This is a genomic window from Pseudomonas sp. GV085, assembly GCF_003050925.1.
Taxonomy (GTDB): Bacteria; Pseudomonadota; Gammaproteobacteria; order Pseudomonadales; family Pseudomonadaceae; genus Aquipseudomonas.
On the sequence record NZ_QAOV01000004.1, the window covers coordinates 80,508 to 100,013 of the forward strand.

The following is a 19,506-nucleotide window of genomic DNA, read 5'->3' on the forward strand; positions in this document are numbered from 1 at the left end:
TTTACATTGAACCCGAGGGGGTCTCTGACTATAATGTCGCGCTTCCATTTTCCCGCTCGGGAGCCCCCGCGATGCTGCGTATCAGCCAAGAAGCTCTGACATTCGACGACATTCTCCTAGTGCCCGGTTATTCCGAGGTGCTTCCTAACGAAGTCAGTCTCAAGACCCGCCTTACCCGTGGCATCGAGCTGAATATTCCACTGGTTTCCGCCGCCATGGACACCGTCACTGAAGCCCGTCTGGCAATCGCCATGGCTCAGGAAGGTGGTATCGGCATCATCCACAAGAACATGACCATCGAGCAGCAAGCTGCCGAAGTGCGCAAGGTCAAGCGTTACGAAGCCGGTGTGGTCAAGGACCCGATCACCATCGTCGCCGACGCCACCGTGCGCGAGTTGTTCGAACTGACCCGCATGCACAACATCTCCGGCGTTCCGGTGCTGCACAATGGCGACCTGGTCGGCATTGTCACCTCCCGTGACGTGCGTTTCGAGAACCGTCTGGAAGCCACTGTCCGTGAAGTGATGACGCCTAAAGAGCGTCTGGTCACGGTCAAGGAAGGCGCCGACAAGAACGATGTGCGTGAGCTGCTGCACAAGCACCGCATCGAACGCGTGCTGATCGTCGACGACAAATTTGCCCTCAAGGGCATGATGACCGTCAACGACATCGAAAAAGCCAAGGCTTACCCGTTGGCCAGCAAGGACGATCAAGGTCGTCTGCGTGTCGGCGCAGCTGTGGGTACCGGTAAAGATACTGGCGATCGCGTTGCTGCGCTGGTCGCTGCCGGCGTTGACGTGGTGGTGGTCGACACTGCCCACGGTCACTCCAAGGGCGTGATCGACCGCGTTCGCTGGGTCAAACAGAATTTCCCTGAAGTGCAGGTGATCGGCGGCAACATCGCCACCGGCGCTGCCGCCAAGGCCCTGGCCGAAGCCGGCGCTGACGCAGTCAAGGTCGGTATCGGCCCTGGCTCGATCTGCACCACCCGTATCGTCGCCGGTGTCGGCGTGCCGCAAATCAGTGCCATCGCCAACGTTGCCGCAGCCCTTGAAGGCACCGGCGTGCCGTTGATCGCCGACGGCGGCATCCGTTTCTCCGGTGACCTGTCCAAGGCCATCGTGGCCGGTGCTTCCTGCGTGATGATGGGCTCGATGTTCGCCGGTACCGAAGAGGCTCCGGGCGAGATCGAACTGTTCCAGGGCCGTTCGTACAAGGCTTATCGCGGCATGGGTTCGCTGGGCGCCATGTCCCAGGCCCAGGGTTCCTCCGACCGTTACTTCCAGGACTCCTCGGCAGGCGCCGAGAAGCTGGTTCCGGAAGGCATCGAAGGCCGTGTTCCGTACAAGGGCACCCTGAGCGCGATCATCCACCAGTTGATGGGCGGCCTGCGTTCCTCGATGGGCTACACCGGCAGTGCCGACATCGAAGAAATGCGCACCAAGCCTGAGTTCGTGCGGATCACCGGCGCTGGCATGGCCGAATCCCACGTTCACGACGTGCAGATCACCAAGGAAGCGCCAAACTACCGCGTAGGTTGAGCCTTCAAGCAACAAGCTAAGCAACCGGGGCTGTTTTATTCAGCCCCGAGTTGTTTCTGAATCACGACTGTTTCCGAATTTTTTAGACGAGACTGAATCATGGCCCTCGACATTCACGCTCACCGCATCCTGATCCTCGACTTCGGTTCCCAGTACACCCAACTGATCGCCCGCCGCGTGCGTGAAATCGGCGTGTACTGCGAACTGCATCCGTTCGACATGGACGATGAAGCGATTCGCGAATTCGCTCCTAAAGGCGTCATCCTCGCCGGCGGCCCGGAGTCGGTTCACGAAGCCAACAGCCCTCGCTGCCCGCAAGCCGTTTTCGATCTGGGCGTGCCGGTCTTCGGTATCTGCTACGGCATGCAGACCATGGCCGAGCAACTGGGTGGCAAGGTTGAAGGTTCCGAGCTGCGTGAGTTCGGCTATGCCCGCGTAGACGTGGTCGGCAAGAGCCGCCTGCTCGACGGCATCGAAGACCACATCGACGCCGACGGCCTGTTCGGCCTCGACGTGTGGATGAGCCACGGTGACAAGGTCACCCGCATGCCGGAAGACTTCCACATCCTGGCCAGCACCCCGAGCTGCCCGATCGCCGGCATGTTCAGCGACGAACGTCGCTACTACGGCGTGCAGTTCCACCCGGAAGTGACCCACACCAAGCAGGGCGGCCGCATCCTGTCGCGCTTCATCCTCGACATCTGCGAGTGTGAAGCCCTGTGGACTCCGTCGAAGATCGCTGAAGACGCCATCGCCCAGGTTCGCGCCCAGGTCGGCACCGACAACGTCCTGCTCGGCCTGTCTGGCGGCGTGGACTCGTCCGTGGTTGCCGCGCTGTTGCACAAGGCCATCGGCGACCAGCTGACCTGCGTATTCGTCGACAACGGCCTGCTGCGTCTGCACGAAGGCGAGCAAGTGATGGCCATGTTCGCCGAGAACATGGGCGTCAAGGTGATCCGCGCCAACGCCGAAGAGCAGTTCCTGGGCAACCTGGCCGGCGAAGCCGACCCGGAGAAAAAACGCAAGATCATCGGCCGTACCTTCATCGACGTGTTCGATGCCGAATCCTGCAAGCTGGACAACATCAAGTACCTGGCCCAGGGCACCATCTACCCGGACGTGATCGAATCGGCTGGCGCGAAAAGCGGCAAGGCCCACGTGATCAAGTCGCACCACAACGTGGGCGGCCTGCCGGAAGAAATGAACCTCAAGCTGGTTGAACCGCTGCGCGAGCTGTTCAAGGACGAAGTCCGTCGTCTGGGCCTGGAACTGGGCCTGCCGTACGACATGGTCTACCGTCACCCGTTCCCGGGCCCGGGCCTGGGTGTGCGGATCCTTGGTGAAGTGAAGAAGGAATACGCCGACCTGCTGCGTCGCGCCGACCATATCTTCATCGAAGAGCTGCGCAAGGCCGACTGGTACCACAAGGTCAGCCAGGCATTCGTGGTGTTCCAGCCGGTGAAATCGGTAGGCGTGGTTGGCGATGGCCGTCGTTACGCCTGGGTCGTGGCCCTGCGTGCCGTGGAAACCATCGACTTCATGACTGCGCGTTGGGCACACCTGCCTTACGAACTGCTGGAAACCGTCAGCGGCCGCATCATCAATGAAATCGAAGGCATCTCCCGCGTCACTTACGACGTGTCGAGCAAGCCGCCGGCGACGATTGAGTGGGAGTGATCCTGCACAAGCCTTGATGGTTTGATCGCTTAAAAAAGGCCGTGTGAACGTGAGTTCACACGGCCTTTTGCGTTTCAGCGCCGGGCCACATCCGAAAAGTAGAATTTATCCAGCGTATGCCGCGACTCGGTGTACTCGAACTGCCGGCCATCCTGCAAAAACGTCTGGTTGCTGACCACGATCACATGGCTCTGGCCGTCGAGGTCCAGGTGTTGCTGGTCGTCCTTGCTGCAGGGCACCGCTTCGATGGTGCGCTGGGCGTAGGCGATTTGCAGTTGCAGGGTCTGCTCGATGAAGGCGTAGATCGATTGTTCGGCGATGTCGCGGGACAGGCCGGGAATCACGTCGCTGACGAAATGGTTGATGTCGAGGATCACCCGTTTGCCGTCGATTCGCCGCACGCGCTTGATCCGCGTGATCAGGCTGCCTTCTTCAGCCTGGATGTGTTCGAGCAGTGGGCCTTCGAGGGGAATCTGGGTGAATTCGACCACCTCGGTGCTGACGTCGTTGCCCAGTCGCGGGTAGGTTTCCTGGAAGCTGACGATACCGCCGAGCTGAAATTCGATCGGGTTGGTCGACAGCACGAAGGTGCCTTTGCCATGGACTTTCTGCGCAAAACCGCGTTCCTGCAATTGCTCGATGGCCTTGCGCACGGTGCCGCGACTGGCTTGATAGCTGTCCATCAGTTCGGTTTCGGAAGGCAATCGGGCGCCGCGTTCCAGACGCTCGGTCGTGATGCTGGCAAGCAGATCGCTGTAGATCTGGTTGTATTTACTCATGGGGATGGCTCTATGCCGCACTGTGCTCAAGGTTTCGAACCTTAAGGGCAGGGTAGGGGTTTGTCTATGCGGCTTTGGGTTTCTTTGACTTCGGAGGTAGGAAATATCGCTGCCTGCCGGGTTCAGGATAAACAAAATCAAACTCGTCTGTACGAGTTGTTGCAATAACTCGTACAGACGAGTACTTTTCGCTTCGGCGTGCTGCCAATAACAAAAAACTACAGTGGAAGAACAAGCATGAGCCACGACTATCCGAATATCGTCACTGAGCTGCTGCACAGCCTCGGTGGCAGCGACAACCTCGAGCAGGCCGCGCATTGCGTCACACGGCTGCGCCTGGCCCTCAAGGACCCGAGCCTGGTCAACAGCGCCACGTTGAACCAGATCGATCTGGTCAAAGGCTCGTTCTTTACCGGCGGCCTGTTCCAGGTGGTCATCGGCCCCGGCGAAGTGGAGAAGGTCTACGCCGAGCTGCGCCGGCAAACCGGTCTCGCCGCCTCGACCATCGCCGACGTTAAACAAAAAAGCGCCGACAAGATCCACCCGATGCAGCGATTGGTGCGGGTATTTTCCGACGTGTTCATGCCGATTCTCCCGGCGCTGATCATTGCCGGCCTGCTGATGGGCATCAACAACCTGATCGGCGCCAAGGGCATGTTCATCGAGGGCAAGACCCTGCTCGATGCCTACCCCAAGCTTGACGGGCTCTGGAGCCTGATCAACCTGATGGCCAACACCTCGTTCGTGTTTCTCCCGGCGCTGGTGGGCTGGTCGGCGGCCAAGCGCTTTGGCGGCAGCGAAATCCTCGGCATTGTGCTCGGCCTGATGCTGGTGCACCCGGATCTGCTCAATGCCTGGAACTACGGCAAAGCAGTGGCGGGGCTGGAGGGGCAGAGCCTGCCGTACTTCGACATCCTCGGTATGTTTCAGATCGAGAAAGTCGGTTATCAGGGACAAATCCTGCCGATCCTGCTGGCGGCCTACGTGATGAGCGTGATCGAAAAGTGGCTGCGGGCGCGAGTGCCTAACGCGGTGCAATTGCTGGTGGTGCCGATCACTACCATCGTCGTCACCGGTGTGCTGGCGCTGGCGGTGATTGGCCCGGTAACCCGTCATCTGGGGATTCTCATCACCGAAGGCGTGGTCACCCTGTTCGACCTGGCGCCCATGGTCGGCGGCGCGATTTTCGGGCTGCTCTACGCACCGCTGGTGATCACCGGTATGCACCACATGTTTCTCGCGGTCGACCTGCAACTGATCTCCACCCAGGGCGGCACGTTCATCTGGCCGATGATCGTCATGTCCAACCTCGCCCAGGGCAGCGCGGCACTGGCGGTGTTTTACATGACCCGCAGTGTGCGGGACAAAAGCATGGCCTCGACTTCGGCGATTTCTGCCTACTTCGGCATCACCGAACCGGCCATGTTCGGGGTCAACCTGCGCTACAAGTTTCCGTTCTATGCGGCCCTGATCGGTTCGGCGCTGGGCAGCGTTTTCCTGTCGCTGAACAAGGTCCAGGCCTCGGCGATCGGCGTCGGCGGATTGCCCGGTTTCATCTCGATCATTCCGCAGTTCATTCCGATGTTCGTGATCGGGATGGTGATTGCCATGGTCGTGCCGTTTGTTCTGACCTGCGGGTTGAGCATGAGGATTGTCCGGCCAGGGTATCGGGTCGCCTGACAGATCGCATTCGCGAGCAGGCTCGCTCCCACAGGTTGACCGCATTCCAAATGTGGGAGCGAGCCTGCTCGCGAAGAGGCCCGCAAGGCCAGTACAAAACTTACTGAAGGAATAGCGCCATGCAAGACTGGCAACGTTCGGTGATCTACCAGATCTACCCGAAGAGTTTTCACAGCCACGCCGGCAAACCCACGGGGGATTTGCTCGGCGTCGTGGCCAAGCTCGATTACCTGCACTGGCTGGGTGTCGATTGCCTGTGGATCACGCCGTTCCTGCGTTCGCCCCAGCGCGACAACGGTTACGACATCAGCGATTACTACGCCATCGACCCGAGCTACGGGACCATGGCCGACTGCGAGTTGCTGATCGCCGAGGCCGGTAAGCGCGGGATCAAATTGATGCTCGACATCGTGGTCAATCACACCTCGATCGAACACACCTGGTTCCAGCAGGCCCGCAGCAGCCTCGATAACCCTTACCGCGACTTCTACATCTGGCGCGACCAGCCGAACAACTGGGAATCCAAGTTCGGCGGTTCGGCCTGGGAGTACGAGGCCCAGACCGGTCAATACTATCTGCACTTGTTCGACCACACGCAGGCCGACCTGAACTGGGACAACCCCCAGGTGCGTGCCGAAGTCTTCAAGATGATGCGTTTCTGGCGCGACAAAGGCGTGGGTGGTTTCCGTCTGGACGTGATCAACCTGATTTCCAAACCAGCGGATTTCCCCGAGGACAACACCGACGGTCGACGTTTCTACACCGACGGCCCGAACGTCCACGACTACTTGCAGCAAATGCACCGTGAAGTGTTCGAAGGCCATGACCTGATCAACGTCGGCGAGATGTCATCCACCAGCCTGGAACACTGCATTCGCTATTCGCGGCCAGAGTCGAAAGAGCTCTCGATGACCTTCAACTTTCATCACTTGAAGGTGGATTACCCGAACCTGCAAAAGTGGATTCGCGCCGATTTCGACTTCCTCGCACTCAAGCGCATCCTCTCCGACTGGCAAACCGGCATGCAGGCCGGCGGCGGCTGGAACGCACTGTTCTGGTGTAACCACGATCAGCCACGGGTGGTCTCGCGTTTTGGTCATGACGGTGAGCATCGGGTGGAGTCGGCGAAGATGCTCGGTACGGCGCTGCATTTCCTGCAGGGCACGCCGTTTGTGTATCAAGGTGAAGAACTGGGCATGACCAATCCGGGGTTCGATCACATCGATCAGTACCGCGATGTCGAAACCCTGAACATTTACCGGCTCAAGCGCGAAGCCGGTAGCAGCGATGCCGACAACATGGCGGCGATCATGCAGAAGTCCCGGGACAACGGTCGCACGCCCATGCACTGGAACGCCGGGCCGAACGCCGGTTTCAGCGCTGCCGAACCATGGATCGGGGTGCCGGCCAACGCGGCGCAGATCAACGTCGCCCACCAACTCGACGACCCGGATTCCGTGCTGCATCACTACCGTCAGCTGATCGCCCTGCGCCGCCGTGAAACGCTGATGTCCGACGGTGTGTATCGGCAGTTGTTGCCTGAGCACACGCAAATATGGGCGTACGTGCGTGAAGGCCATGGCGAGCGTTTGCTGGTGCTGAACAACTTCTACGGCACGCCGTGCGAAGTCGAACTGCCGGATGAGGTGATCAGCGAAGCGATGGCGCAACGGCTGGTGATCAGCAACTACCCGGACTGTCCGCTGCGTAGTCAGCAGGTGTTTTTACGGCCATTCGAGTCGTTCGTGCTGCACCTGACTAACCACTAGCCCTTAACCAATAAAAGCACTGTTTCAAAAAACACGCAGAACACTGCGCGGGGGAGTTTTGCGCGCCGTTTTTTGCTGCATCACACAATAAAAATAATGGGGTGGTTCTTGAAAACAACAATAAATCGCAGCCTTGTAGCGGCGGGCGCGTGCCTGGCATTACCACTGTCGGCCCAGGCGCTGGAGTTCTCCGGTTACTTGCGCAGCGGCGTCGGGACCTCGGTTAACAGCGGTGAGCAGCAGTGTTTCCAGTTGCAGGGAGCGCAGTCCAAATACCGTTTGGGTAACGAATGTGAGCAGTACGCTGAACTTGAACTGCGCCAGGATATGTACACCCTGGACGATGGTTCGGTACTCAGCGTCGACGGCATGGCATCGCTGTATAACCAGTACGACAAGGACCTGACTTTCAACGGTGACAACGGCTCGGTGCGCATGCCCCAGATGTACGTGCAATGGTCGAACATGCCCAGCCTCAACGGCGGTTCGCTGTGGGCCGGTCGGCGTTACTACAAACGCAACGATATCCACATTTCCGACTTCTACTACTGGAACCAGAGCGCCACGGGTGGTGGTATCGAGGATGTGAAGATCGGCGACCTGAAATACAGCTACGCCTTTTCGCGCAAGGACAACCTGTACCAGAAGGATTATGTCACCCGGCAGGATTTCAACGTCGCAGGTTTTCAGACCAACCCCGGCGGTGAGCTGGAGTTTGGCCTCAGTTACATCGAAAAACCTGGCCGCAGCGATGCGCACGCAGGTTGGGCAATCACCGCCCAGCATGTGCAGAAAGACTTCCTCGGCGGTAAGAACAAACTGGCGCTGCAATACGGCGAAGGGCCTGGCACCGGGTTGGGTTACACCGGCGATGTGGGCCTGGACGACAGCAACAAGAGCTACCGGCTGGTGGAATTCTTCGACTGGCAAGTGACACCGCGTTTTGGTGGTCAGGTCGAAGCGGTCTATCAGAAGGATATCCGCCCGGACGGTAACGGCCAGAACTGGATTTCCCTGGGTGTTCGCCCGGCTTACGCAATCACCGACCAATTCAAGTTGGTGACTGAGCTGGGACACGATCAGGTCAAGGCCTCGGGAGGTACGCGCAAGTTGAGTAAATTCTCCTTTGTCCCAACCTGGTCGCCAAAAGGCCCGGGGTTCTGGGAACGTCCCGAGGTGCGTTTGTACTACACCTATGCCAGCTGGAACGAGGCGGCCAAACGGGCGGCCAACGAGCTGGCGGCGGGTTCGGCGTTGTCCGACACCGGTTCCTTCGGCACGGCGCGACACGGTGCGAACGTCGGATTGCAGGTCGAGTATTGGTGGAAATAAACGCAGCATGACCCCCGTAGGAGCTGCCGAAGGCTGCGATCTTTTGATCTTGACGTCCTTGCGGACGCAAAAGATCGTCCGAACGCGGCCCGAACCTTCGGCAGCGCCTACCCGGTACCGCAATATCCCAGCGTCTTTTATAAAGAACAAAACAGCAGGTGACGTCATGGCCACACCCCAACAATTGCAACTGCTGGCACCTTTGTCCGGCGTGCTGATGCCGCTGGACCAGGTGCCCGATCAGGTGTTTTCCAGCCGCGTGATCGGTGACGGTCTATGCATCGATCCGACCTCGCAAACCTTGTGCGCACCGCTGGCAGGAGTGATCAGCAACGTGCAGGCCAGTGGGCATGCGGTCAGCATCACTGACGACAATGGCGTGCAGGTATTGATGCACATCGGCCTCGACACCGTGAACCTGGCCGGCAAGGGTTTCACCCGGTTGGTGGAAGAAGGTCAGCGGGTGGTGGTGGGGCAGGCGCTGATCGAGTTCGATGCCGATTACATTGCCTTGAACGCCCGCAGTTTGTTGACCTTGATGCTGGTGGTCAGCGGTGAGCCGTTCACCTGGCTGGCGCCCGAAACGGGTGTGGTGGAAAGTGGCCAGCCGCTGCTGAGTCTGAATCCATCCGAAGTGGCGGCCGATGAGCGGATTGCGCAGGAGGGCGAAGCGCTGTTCTCCAAACCGGTGACGCTGGCCAATGCCAACGGCTTGCACGCTCGCCCTGCGGCAGTGTTTGCCCAGGCGGCGAAAGGCTTTTCGGCGAGCATTTGCCTGCATAAACAGCAGGCCAGCGCGAACGCCAAATCCCTGGTGGCGATCATGGCTTTGCAGACCGCCCATGGTGATGTCCTGCAGGTCAGCGCGGCGGGCGCGGATGCCGAAGCGGCGATCAAGACGCTGGCCGAGTTGCTGGCTGCCGGTTGCGGAGAAACCGTGACGGTGGTGGCAGAGGCCGAGACAGTTGTGGTCGAGACCTCATCGCTGAAAGTGCTGCGCGGCGTCTGCGCCTCGGCGGGGTCGGCGTTTGGCCAAGTGGTGCAAATTGCGCAGCAGACACTTGAGGTGAGCGAGTTCGGCGAGAGTCCGCAGGCAGAGCGCGAGCACCTGTCCCGGGCGTTGGCGGCGGCGGTTATGGCACTGCAGCAGTTGCGTGACAACGCCACAGGTGACGCCCAGGCAGACATCTTCAAGGCGCATCAGGAACTGCTCGAAGACCCAGGCCTGCTGGATCAGGCCCTGGCACTGATCAACGCCGGCAACAGCGCCGGTTTCGCCTGGCGTGCGGCCACCGAGTCGACGGCAGCCTTGTTCAAAAGCCTGGGCAATGCTTTGCTGGCCGAACGGGCCGCAGACCTGGCCGATGTCGGTCAACGGGTGCTCAAGTTGATTCTCGGTGTAGAAGATCGTGCGATGGAGTTGCCGGACGGGGCGATTCTGATTGCCGAGCAACTGACGCCCTCCCAAACGGCTGGTCTGGACACGCGCAAGGTGCTGGGGTTCGCCACGGTCGGCGGTGGAGCTACCAGCCATGTGGCGATTCTCGCGCGGGCCTTCGGCTTGCCGGCGATCTGCGGCTTGCCGGTTCAGGTGTTGGCACTGGCCAACGGCACCCGGGTGTTGCTCGATGCCGACAAGGGCGAGTTGCAGCTGGATCCTGATCTGGCCGCCATCGAGCAGTTGCAAACCCATCGTCAGCAGCAAAAGAAACGCCAGCAATACGAGCTTGAAAATGCAGGACTGGCCGCCTGTACCCGTGATGGGCATCACGTTGAAATCACCGCCAATATCGCTTCGCTGGCCGAAGCCGAACAGGCGATGGCGCTGGGTGGCGAGGGCGTCGGTCTGTTGCGTTCGGAGTTTCTTTATCTGGATCGCAATCATGCGCCAAGCCATGACGAGCAAGCGTCCACCTACAGCGCCATCGCCCGCACCCTGGGGCCAGCGCGCAATCTGGTGGTGCGCACCCTGGATGTCGGCGGTGACAAGCCGTTGGCCTACGTGCCGATGGAGCGCGAAACCAACCCGTTTTTGGGCATGCGCGGGATTCGTTTGTGCCTGGAGCGTCCGCAACTGTTGCGCGATCAGTTCAAGGCGATTTTGAGCAGCGCCGGGCTGGCTCGCCTGCACATCATGCTGCCGATGGTCGCGCAGCTGTCGGAGTTGCGGCTGGCTCGTCAGCTGCTTGCAGAAGAGGCGCTGGCATTGGGGCTCACGGAACTGCCGAAACTGGGGATCATGATCGAAGTACCAGCGGCGGCGTTGATGGCTGACCTGTTTGCGCCCGAGGTGGATTTCTTCTCCATCGGCACCAACGACCTGACCCAATACACCCTGGCCATGGACCGCGATCACCCACGGCTGGCCAGTCAGGCCGACAGTTTTCATCCGTCGGTGTTGCGCTTGATTGCCAGCACCGTGAAAGGCGCTCATGCCCATGGCAAATGGGTCGGTGTGTGCGGCGCCATGGCTTCGGAAAAACTGGCGGTGCCGCTGTTGCTGGGGCTTGGGGTGGATGAGCTTTCGGTGAGTGTGCCGTTGATTCCGGCGATCAAAGCGGTGGTTCGTGAAGTGGACCTGCTGGATTGCCAGGCCATCGCCCAGCAGGTGCTGGGGCTGGAAAGTGCCGAGCAGGTACGCGAGGCATTGCGGCAGCACCACGAGACAACGGTCAATACTTCACTGGTTCTGGAGAACTGAGCATGTTCGAGAAAATGCAGCGGGCGTTCTGGAAAGCGTTGACGCCGGACCTGGTGGTGGATGAGCCGAAAGTGGTGGCTCAGCCTGTTTGCGGTTTGGCCCCGAATGTCGTGGCCGCGCTGGGTGGTGTGGATAACCTCAAGTCGCAACAGCCGGTGGCGCTGACCCGGGTGCGGGTGGAGTTGCGGGATGTGGTGCAAATGGATCGGCAGGCGCTAACGGCTGCGGGGGTGCCGGGAGTGATGCTGCTGGAGGGTGGAGTTGTTCATCTGATCACCGGCCTTCAGCCATAACCGGACCTTTGTGATGAGGGGGGGCCGCCCCTCACCCCGTAGGAGCTGCCGAAGGTTCGGGCCGCGTTCGGACGATCTTTTGATCTTGCTCTTGTGGCGACCATCCGCCGCTCTGCCCTTACTGTTTCTCAACCGCAGGTGTATCGTATTCGCCTTTTGCAGGCCCCTCGCCTGTGGTTGATACGTGAGGTAGTTGAGTTCATGTCCTTTACCCGTCGCCAATTCCTCGGTGGCCTGGCCGGTCTTGTTGTCGTTGGTGTCGGAGCCGGTGGCGCGTCGCGTTACTGGCTGGGCAAAATGGCCGACGCTGACGCCGGCCACGACTATGAGCTGATCGCCGCCCCGCTGGACGTCGAACTGGTGGCCGGGCACAAGACTCAGGCCTGGGCGTTCGGCCCATCGGCGCCGGGCACTGAGTTGCGCGTGCGTCAGGGCGAATGGCTGCGGGTGCGCTTCATCAACCACCTGCCGGTGGCGACCACCATTCACTGGCACGGCATTCGTCTGCCGCTGGAAATGGACGGTGTGCCGTATGTCTCGCAATTGCCGGTGCTGCCGGGCGAGTACTTCGACTACAAATTCCGCGTGCCCGACGCCGGCAGCTACTGGTATCACCCACACGTGAACAGCAGCGAAGAACTCGGTCGCGGACTGGTCGGCCCGTTGATCATCGAGGAGCGCGAGCCCACCGGTTTCAAATACGAAAAGACCTTGAGCCTCAAGAGCTGGCACGTCGATGAAGAGGGCGCGTTCGTCGCGTTCAGCATTCCTCGCGAAGCAGCCCGTGGCGGCACGGCGGGGGGCTTGTCGACCATCAACGGTGTCTCACAAGCGGTGATCGACTTGCCCGCCGGGCAGATCACCCGCGTACGCCTGCTCAACCTCGACAATACGCTGACGTATCGTCTCAATATCCCAGGCGTCGAAGCGCAGATCTACGCGCTGGACGGCAATCCGATTGAACCACGACCACTGGGCAAGGAATACTGGCTGGGTCCTGGCATGCGCATTTGCCTGGCGATCAAGGCCCCGCCGGCCGGTGAAGAGCTGTCGTTACGCAACGGTCCGGTGCGCCTGGGCACGTTCCGTTCGGTGGCCAATACCGATGCGCCGACCGAGTGGCCACCGGCACTGCCGGCCAATCCGATCGCCGAACCGGACCTGGCCAATGCCGAGAAACTCAACTTCAATTTCGAATGGGTCGGCTCGGTATCGGTCAACGTCGAAAACGGCAAGCCGCCGAGCCTGTGGCAGATCAACGGCAAGGCCTGGGACATCAGCGACAAGACCTGCGCCGACCGCCCGATTGCCAAGCTTGAGAAGGGCAAGAGCTACATTTTCGAATTGAAGAACATGACTCAGTACCAACACCCGATTCACCTGCACGGCATGAGCTTCAAGGTCATTGCCTCGAACCGGCACAAGGTCATTCCGTATTTCACCGACACCTACCTGCTGGGCAAGAACGAGCGCGCGCAAGTGGCGCTGGTGGCGGATAATCCTGGCGTGTGGATGTTCCACTGCCATGTGATCGATCACATGGAAACCGGCCTGATGGCCGCCATCGAGGTGGCGTGATGCGACAGATTCGTCCCGCTGCCATCATCGACCGCAGTCGTGATCGCGAATTCATGCACGAAGCCCTGGCACTGGCGGCGCAAGGCGCGGCCCTTGGCGAAGTGCCGGTGGGCGCTGTGCTGGTACAGGACGGGGAAATCATCGGGCGCGGTTTCAATTGCCCGATCAGTGCCAGTGACCCGAGCGCTCACGCCGAGATGGTCGCCATCCGCGCCGCCGCCCAGGCCGTGAGCAACTACCGCCTGCCGGGCAGCACGCTGTATGTGACGCTGGAACCGTGCAGCATGTGCGCAGGCCTGATCGTGCATTCGCGGATTGCGCGGGTGGTGTACGGCGCACTAGAGCCGAAAGCCGGGATCGTGCAGAGCCAGGGGCAGTTTTTTACCCAGGGCTTTTTGAATCACCGGGTGTTGTATGAAGGCGGGGTGTTGGCGCAGGAGTGCGGGGCGGTGCTGAGCGAGTTCTTCAAGGCCCGAAGAGCGAGGCCCGCAGACTGAACACCGAACCCCTGTAGGAGCGAGCCTGCTCGCGATGGTGTATCAGCTACATTGATGCCGACTGACACACCATCGCGAGCAGGCTCGCTCCTACAGGGATCTCCGTCGGGACAATTATTTTCGGGCGACGATGACGGCCCGCATCGGCGCCGGCAAACCTTCGATGGTCTTGCTGTGATCCTCGGGATCGAGGAAGTCACTGAGCGACTGATACTTCATCCACTCCGTCCCGCGCTGCTCCTCGACCGTGGTGGTGCTCACGTCCACGCACTTCACATCGGTGAACCCTGCGCGACGCAACCACAACTCCAGCGCCGGCACCGATGGCAGGAACCACACGTTACGCATCTGCGCGTAGCGGTCTTCCGGCACCAGCACCTGGTGTTTGTCGCCTTCGACTACCAGCGTTTCCAGCACCAGTTCGCCGCCCTTGACCAGACAATCCTTCAGCGCCAGCAAATGCTCGATGGGCGAACGACGGTGGTAGAACACGCCCATGGAAAACACTGTGTCGAAACCTTCGAGGTTTGGCGGCAGGTCTTCGAACGGGAAGGGCAGGTGCCAGGCATTCGGCTCGGACAGGTAACGCTGCACCGCCTGGAACTGACAGAAGAACAGCCAGTTCGGATCGACACCGATCACACTGTCGGCACCGGCGCCGAGCATGCGCCACATGTAGTAGCCGTTGCCGCAGCCGACATCGAGGATGCGCTTGCCCGCAAGGTCCAGGTGCGGGGCGACCCGCGACCATTTCCAGTCCGAGCGCCATTCAGTGTCGACGTGCACGCCGAACAGGTCGAACGGTCCCTTGCGCCATGGCGACAGGCCCATCAACGCGGTGCGCATTTGCGCGCGGGTTTCATCGTCGCAATCGGTGTCCAGCTTCAGGCCATTGAGCAAATCGACTTCGCTCGGCTGGATCTTCGGCAGGGCGTCCAGTGCGCTTTGCCAGCGCTCCAGATCGCCATGACCCTTTTCCATTTTCTTGTCGAGTTGTGCCTGCAGGGTGTTGGCCCAGTCGGCCAGCGGGGTGCCGGCCAGACGGCGGGCGAGGGGGGACAGATCAATCATGGCAAGGCAATCAACGAGGCAAAGTTAAGACACTGGAACCACGGCACGACTTTCGAGAACCCGGCGGCCAGCAGGCGTTCGCGGTGTTCTTCGAGGCTGTCGGGCTTCATGACGTTTTCGATGGCGCTGCGTTTCTGGGCGATTTCCAGTTCGCTGTAGCCGTTGGCGCGTTTGAAGGCCACGTGCAGATCGGTCAGCAGCGCGTGTTCTTCGGCATCGTTGAAGCGCAGTTTCTCCGAGAGAATCAGAGCACCGCCGGGCAGCAGTGATTGGCGGATGCGCGACAGCAACGCCGCGCGCTGGTCCGGGGCGATGAATTGCAGGGTGAAGTTCAGCGCCACCACCGAGGCTGGCTGAAATTGAAGGGCGAGGATGTCGCCCTCGATCACTTCAACCGGCAGCAACTCCTGGAACATTGAATCCTGACCGTTGAGGTACTCGCGGCAGCGTTCGACCATCGCCGCCGAGTTATCCACAGCGATCACCCGGCAACCCTCGGTGCGCACGTGCCGGCGCAGGGCCTGGGTCACGGCACCCAGCGAAGAGCCCAGGTCGTAAAGCACGCTGTCCCGCTGGGCGAACTGCGCGGCAAGCACGCCGAGGTTTTCCACGATGGTCGGATAACCCGGCACCGAGCGCTTGATCATGTCCGGGAACACCCGCACCACGTCCTCGTTAAAGGCGAAGTCAGGCACCTGGGCCAAAGGCTGGGCGAAAAGGCGATCGGATTCTTTGCTCACGGCGGTTCCAGCGGTGTAGGTGGAAAAGGCCGGCATTTTAGCCAAGTTGGCGCGGGGATGCGCGGGTTGTCTGATAAAGCGCCAAATCAAAAGATCGCAGCCTGCGGCAGCTCCTACATTGGAACGCGATCCCTGTAGGAGCTGCCGCAGGCTGCGATCTTTTCTCATGCCGGTTGCGTTTTTTTGCTGAAAGCCGAGGCCGTGATCCCCCATTGCCCAAGCCAGTAGCTGAGGATAATCACATATGGCGCCGCATCGAACGGCACCACAAACCGACTGATGCCGATCACGCTGTCGGAGAATACGAATGCCACTGCGCCCGCCGCCGCCAGCAGCGCCGAACGCTTGGACACACCGGTCCCGAGTCGGGCCAGGGCGCGCCAGAGCATGGCGCTGATCGCCGTGCCATAGACAATCACCGGCACCAGCAATGGCCCTAGGCCGTTGGCAATCAAAATCCCCAGCAGGACGGCGCCGACACCGAGGGCCAACACCAGCGGCAGCGCGGCCAGGCGTCGGCAATCGCTCAGATAAGCCTTGAGATAAGCCAGATGCGCAACCAGAAACGCGCCAAGGCCAAACACGAACAGATCCCCCGGCCACGCCAGCAGTACATCGCCGACCAGGGAGAAAATCAAGCCGAGGCTGATCCAGCGCCGATATTCGCCGGGTGGTGCGTCATGCAGCCAGCCGAGCAGGGCCAGTATCGGCAGCGGCTTGACCAGCAGGCACAGCAGCGAGGCATGCACGCTCAGGCCGTAAAGAAAGGTCACCGCGCCCATCAGCGCCAGAATCAGCCAGCCCACGGTCAGTTGACCGAGATTGCGCAGTCGAACGAATCCACCGGCAGCACTTCCGGTGCCCACGGCTGTTGCGAGGTCAGGCGCAAGCGCCCGGTGCCGGTCGCGAAGGCTTGAAAACGCCAGGTCGAGACCCCGGCCGCGCCGACGATGCCGGCATCTTCCGGGTTTCGATAAACCTCTGGCCCCAGGGCGTGTAGTACGCCACCAGCCGAATCCTGGATCGCCCAGCGATAACCCGTGGTCGGGTTGCTCGGCAGGGTCAGGATCAGGTTTTGCCCGTTGTTGAGCTGCACCGGGCATTCGCTTTGTTTTTCCACGGTCACGTTATGCGCAGGTTGCGTGGTACACGCGGCCAGCAGGGCGAGGGCGAGGGGGACAAACAGGCGAATGGGGGACATAGGCTCAGGGGCTCCGGCGTTCACGACGAACGGCGAGCATAACTTAAGATGGGACAAAGTGTGACAGCCGCGGAAGGAGGCGGTGGCAGGGCTGACGCCATCGCGAGCAGGCTCACTCCTACAGTGGTTGGCGGTGTTCACAAATTGTGTGTTCATCACAACACCCTGTAGGAGCGAGCCTGCTCGCGATAGCGATGGAGCAGGCACTACATCACTTTCAGAACAACACCTTCGCCACATCCGCAAACCGCTTGGCGAAGTGCACGGTAATGCCTTCCTTCAGATACTCCGGCAGCTCCTCGAAATTCCCCCGGTTCGCCTCCGGCAGAATCAGCTCGAATATCTTCTGCCGCCGCGCCGCAATCACCTTTTCCCGCACCCCGCCAATCGGCAGGACATGCCCGGTCAACGTCAACTCACCGGTCATGGCCACGCCTTTTTTCGGCGGTTGGTTGCGCGCCAGCGACAGCAGGGCACTGGCCATGGTCACGCCGGCGCTCGGGCCGTCCTTCGGCGTGGCGCCTTCCGGCACGTGCAGGTGGACGAAGGCTTCGTCGAAGAACTTCGGATCGCCGCCATACGACTTCAGGTGCGAGCTGACGTAGCTGTAGGCGATTTCCGCCGATTCTTTCATCACGTCACCCAGTTGCCCGGTCAGCTTGAACCCACGGTTGAGGGTGTGGATGCGTGTGGCTTCGATTGGCAGGGTCGCACCGCCCATGCTGGTCCAGGCAAGGCCAGTGATCACGCCGACACCCGACAGCACCTGCTCGTTGCGGAACACCGGTTTGCCGAGTGAGGTTTCGAGGTCTTTCGGCCCGAGCTTGATCACCGAGTTCGGCTCGTCGAGCAGTTTCATCACCGCTTTTCTCACCAGTTTGCCGAGGTTTTTTTCCAGCTGACGCACGCCTGCTTCACGGGCATAACCGTCGATCAGGGCCTTGAGCGCGCTGTCGCTGATGCTCAGGCTGCCCTTGGACACGCCGGCTTTCTCAAGCTGCTTGGGCCACAGGTGACGCTTGGCGATGGCGACTTTTTCTTCGGTGATGTAACCCGACAGGCGAATCACTTCCATCCGGTCCAGCAACGGGACGGGGATCGAATCGAGGGTGTTGGCGGTGCAGATGAACAGGACTTTCGACAGGTCCATGCGCAGGTCGAGATAGTGGTCGAGGAATTCGACGTTCTGCTCAGGATCGAGGGTTTCCAGCAGCGCCGAGGCCGGGTCGCCCTGGTAGCTCTGGCCCATCTTGTCGATCTCGTCGAGCATGATCACCGGGTTCATCACTTCGACGTCCTTCAACGCCTGCACCAGCTTGCCCGGCTGTGCGCCGATGTAGGTGCGGCGATGGCCCTTGATCTCGGCTTCGTCACGCATGCCGCCAAGGCTGAAGCGATAGAACGGCCGGCCCAGGGATTCGGCGATGGATTTGCCGACGCTGGTCTTGCCCACGCCCGGCGGACCGACCAGCAATACGATGGAGCCGCTGATCTCGCCTTTATAGGCGCCGACCGCGAGAAATTCGAGGATGCGGTCCTTGATGTCGTCGAGACCGGCGTGATGTTTGTCCAGCACCTTGCGCGCGTGCTTGAGGTCGAGTTTGTCCTCGCCATAGATGCCCCACGGCACCGAGGTTGCCCAGTCGAGGTAGTTGCGGGTGACCGCATACTCGGGCGAGCCGGTTTCGAGCACCGACAGTTTGTTCATTTCCTCTTCGATGCGTTTCTGCGCTTGTGGCGACAGCACTTTGCCGGTCAGCCGCTGTTCGAACTGTTCGAGATCGGCACTGCGGTCATCCTTGGTCAGTCCCAGCTCCTGCTGGATGACCTTGAGTTGCTCCTTGAGGAAGAACTCGCGCTGATGTTCACCGATCTTGCGATTAACCTCGGCAGAAATCTCCTTTTGCAAGCGCGCGACTTCGACTTCCTTGCGCAGCATCGGCAGGACTTTTTCCATGCGCTTGAGCATGGGCACGCAGTCGAGGACTTCCTGCAGCTCACTGCCAGTGGCCGAAGTGAGGGCGGCGGCGAAGTCGGTCAGCGGCGACGGGTCGTTGGGGCTGAAGCGGTTGAGGTAGTTCTTCAGCTCTTCGCTGTACAGCGGGTTGAGCGGCAGCAATTCCTTGATCGCATTGATCAGCGCCATGCCGTAGGCCTTGACCTCGTCGGTCGGCTCGGTGGGCTGGTGCGGGTATTCGACTTCCACCAGGTACGGTGGGCGGTGATGCTTGAGCCAGGTCTTGAGGCGTACGCGAGTCAGGCCCTGGGCGACGAACTGCAGTTTGCCGTTTTCGCGGCTGGCGTGGTGCACCTTGACCAACGTGCCGTACAGCGGCAGGGCCGAGGTGTCGAAGTGGCGCGGGTCATCCTGGGGCCTGTCCATGTAGAACAGGGCCAGGGAGTGGTGTTCGGACTTGGCCACCAGGTCCAGGGTCTCGGCCCACGGCTCTTCGTTGACGATGACCGGCAGGACCTGGGCCGGGAAGAACGGTCGGTTGTGAATCGGGATGACGTAGACCTTGTCCGGCAGGTTCTGGCCAGGCAGGGCCAGGCCTTTGCCGGGGACGTGGTGCGGGGCGTTTTCCGGGGCGGCGTATTCGCTCGGGTCTTCGGGGAATTCCTGCTGGTCGCTCATGGGGGCACCTGC

At 60.8% G+C, this 19,506-nt stretch carries 15 protein-coding genes; 9 read left to right on the plus strand and 6 right to left on the minus strand.

The annotated features are described in order from the left end of the window. Window positions 1-71: 71 nt before the first annotated feature. Entirely contained in the window at window positions 72-1,541 is a 1,470-nt protein-coding gene (guaB, locus tag C8K63_RS09935; RefSeq protein WP_008053208.1) for an IMP dehydrogenase, read from the plus strand. Window positions 1,542-1,640: 99 nt separating this feature from the next. Beyond that, window positions 1,641-3,218, plus strand: coding sequence for a glutamine-hydrolyzing GMP synthase (gene guaA, locus C8K63_RS09940; RefSeq protein WP_108216549.1), 1,578 nt, complete (start codon window positions 1,641-1,643; stop codon window positions 3,216-3,218). Window positions 3,219-3,292: 74 nt separating this feature from the next. Here guaA and treR read toward each other — a convergent pair whose 3' ends face one another. Then, the gene (gene treR, locus C8K63_RS09945; protein ID WP_108216550.1) at window positions 3,293-3,997 is read right to left on the minus strand and encodes a trehalose operon repressor; all 705 of its coding nucleotides are present in this window, start codon (window positions 3,995-3,997) and stop codon (window positions 3,293-3,295) included. Between the two features lie 237 nt (window positions 3,998-4,234). Between treR and treP the strand changes: the two genes are divergently transcribed. The 7 genes from treP to tadA all read left to right on the plus strand — a co-directional run bounded on the left by treP (window position 4,235) and on the right by tadA (window position 13,847). Further along, complete coding sequence (gene treP / locus C8K63_RS09950; RefSeq protein ID WP_108216551.1) at window positions 4,235-5,677, plus strand: PTS system trehalose-specific EIIBC component; 1,443 nt, start codon at window positions 4,235-4,237, stop codon at window positions 5,675-5,677. 119 nt (window positions 5,678-5,796) lie between these two features. Further along, complete coding sequence (gene treC / locus C8K63_RS09955) at window positions 5,797-7,446, plus strand: alpha,alpha-phosphotrehalase (RefSeq protein WP_108216552.1); 1,650 nt, start codon at window positions 5,797-5,799, stop codon at window positions 7,444-7,446. A gap of 108 nt (window positions 7,447-7,554) precedes the next feature. Then, complete coding sequence (locus C8K63_RS09960) at window positions 7,555-8,778, plus strand: carbohydrate porin (RefSeq protein ID WP_108216864.1); 1,224 nt, start codon at window positions 7,555-7,557, stop codon at window positions 8,776-8,778. 166 nt (window positions 8,779-8,944) lie between these two features. Next, window positions 8,945-11,479 (plus strand): phosphoenolpyruvate--protein phosphotransferase, encoded by a 2,535-nt coding sequence (gene ptsP, locus C8K63_RS09965; RefSeq protein ID WP_108216553.1) that lies wholly within the window; start codon window positions 8,945-8,947, stop codon window positions 11,477-11,479. Between the two features lie 2 nt (window positions 11,480-11,481). Continuing rightward, window positions 11,482-11,772 (plus strand): PTS transporter subunit EIIB, encoded by a 291-nt coding sequence (locus C8K63_RS09970; protein WP_108216554.1) that lies wholly within the window; start codon window positions 11,482-11,484, stop codon window positions 11,770-11,772. Window positions 11,773-11,973: 201 nt separating this feature from the next. Beyond that, window positions 11,974-13,350, plus strand: a complete 1,377-nt coding sequence (locus C8K63_RS09975) for a multicopper oxidase family protein (protein WP_108216555.1) — start codon at window positions 11,974-11,976, stop codon at window positions 13,348-13,350. Next, the gene (gene tadA / locus C8K63_RS09980; RefSeq protein WP_108216556.1) at window positions 13,350-13,847 is read left to right on the plus strand and encodes a tRNA adenosine(34) deaminase TadA; all 498 of its coding nucleotides are present in this window, start codon (window positions 13,350-13,352) and stop codon (window positions 13,845-13,847) included. The genes C8K63_RS09975 and tadA overlap by 1 nt, the downstream gene beginning before the upstream one ends. Before the next feature lie 114 nt (window positions 13,848-13,961). Here tadA and cmoB read toward each other — a convergent pair whose 3' ends face one another. The 5 genes from cmoB to lon all read right to left on the minus strand — a co-directional run bounded on the left by cmoB (window position 13,962) and on the right by lon (window position 19,494). Beyond that, entirely contained in the window at window positions 13,962-14,918 is a 957-nt protein-coding gene (cmoB, locus tag C8K63_RS09985) for a tRNA 5-methoxyuridine(34)/uridine 5-oxyacetic acid(34) synthase CmoB (protein WP_108216557.1), read from the minus strand. Next, window positions 14,915-15,694, minus strand: a complete 780-nt coding sequence (cmoA, locus tag C8K63_RS09990; protein ID WP_177413266.1) for a carboxy-S-adenosyl-L-methionine synthase CmoA — start codon at window positions 15,692-15,694, stop codon at window positions 14,915-14,917. The genes cmoB and cmoA overlap by 4 nt, the downstream gene beginning before the upstream one ends. A 128-nt stretch (window positions 15,695-15,822) precedes the next feature. Then, window positions 15,823-16,464, minus strand: coding sequence for a lysoplasmalogenase (locus tag C8K63_RS09995; protein ID WP_108216559.1), 642 nt, complete (start codon window positions 16,462-16,464; stop codon window positions 15,823-15,825). 2 nt (window positions 16,465-16,466) lie between these two features. Next, window positions 16,467-16,859: a protease inhibitor I42 family protein gene (locus C8K63_RS10000; RefSeq protein ID WP_108216560.1), complete on the minus strand. Its 393-nt coding sequence runs from the start codon at window positions 16,857-16,859 to the stop codon at window positions 16,467-16,469. Window positions 16,860-17,076: 217 nt separating this feature from the next. After that, on the minus strand, window positions 17,077-19,494 hold the full coding sequence (gene lon, locus C8K63_RS10005; RefSeq protein ID WP_108216561.1) for an endopeptidase La: 2,418 nt from the start codon (window positions 19,492-19,494) through the stop codon (window positions 17,077-17,079). Window positions 19,495-19,506 lie beyond the last annotated feature (12 nt).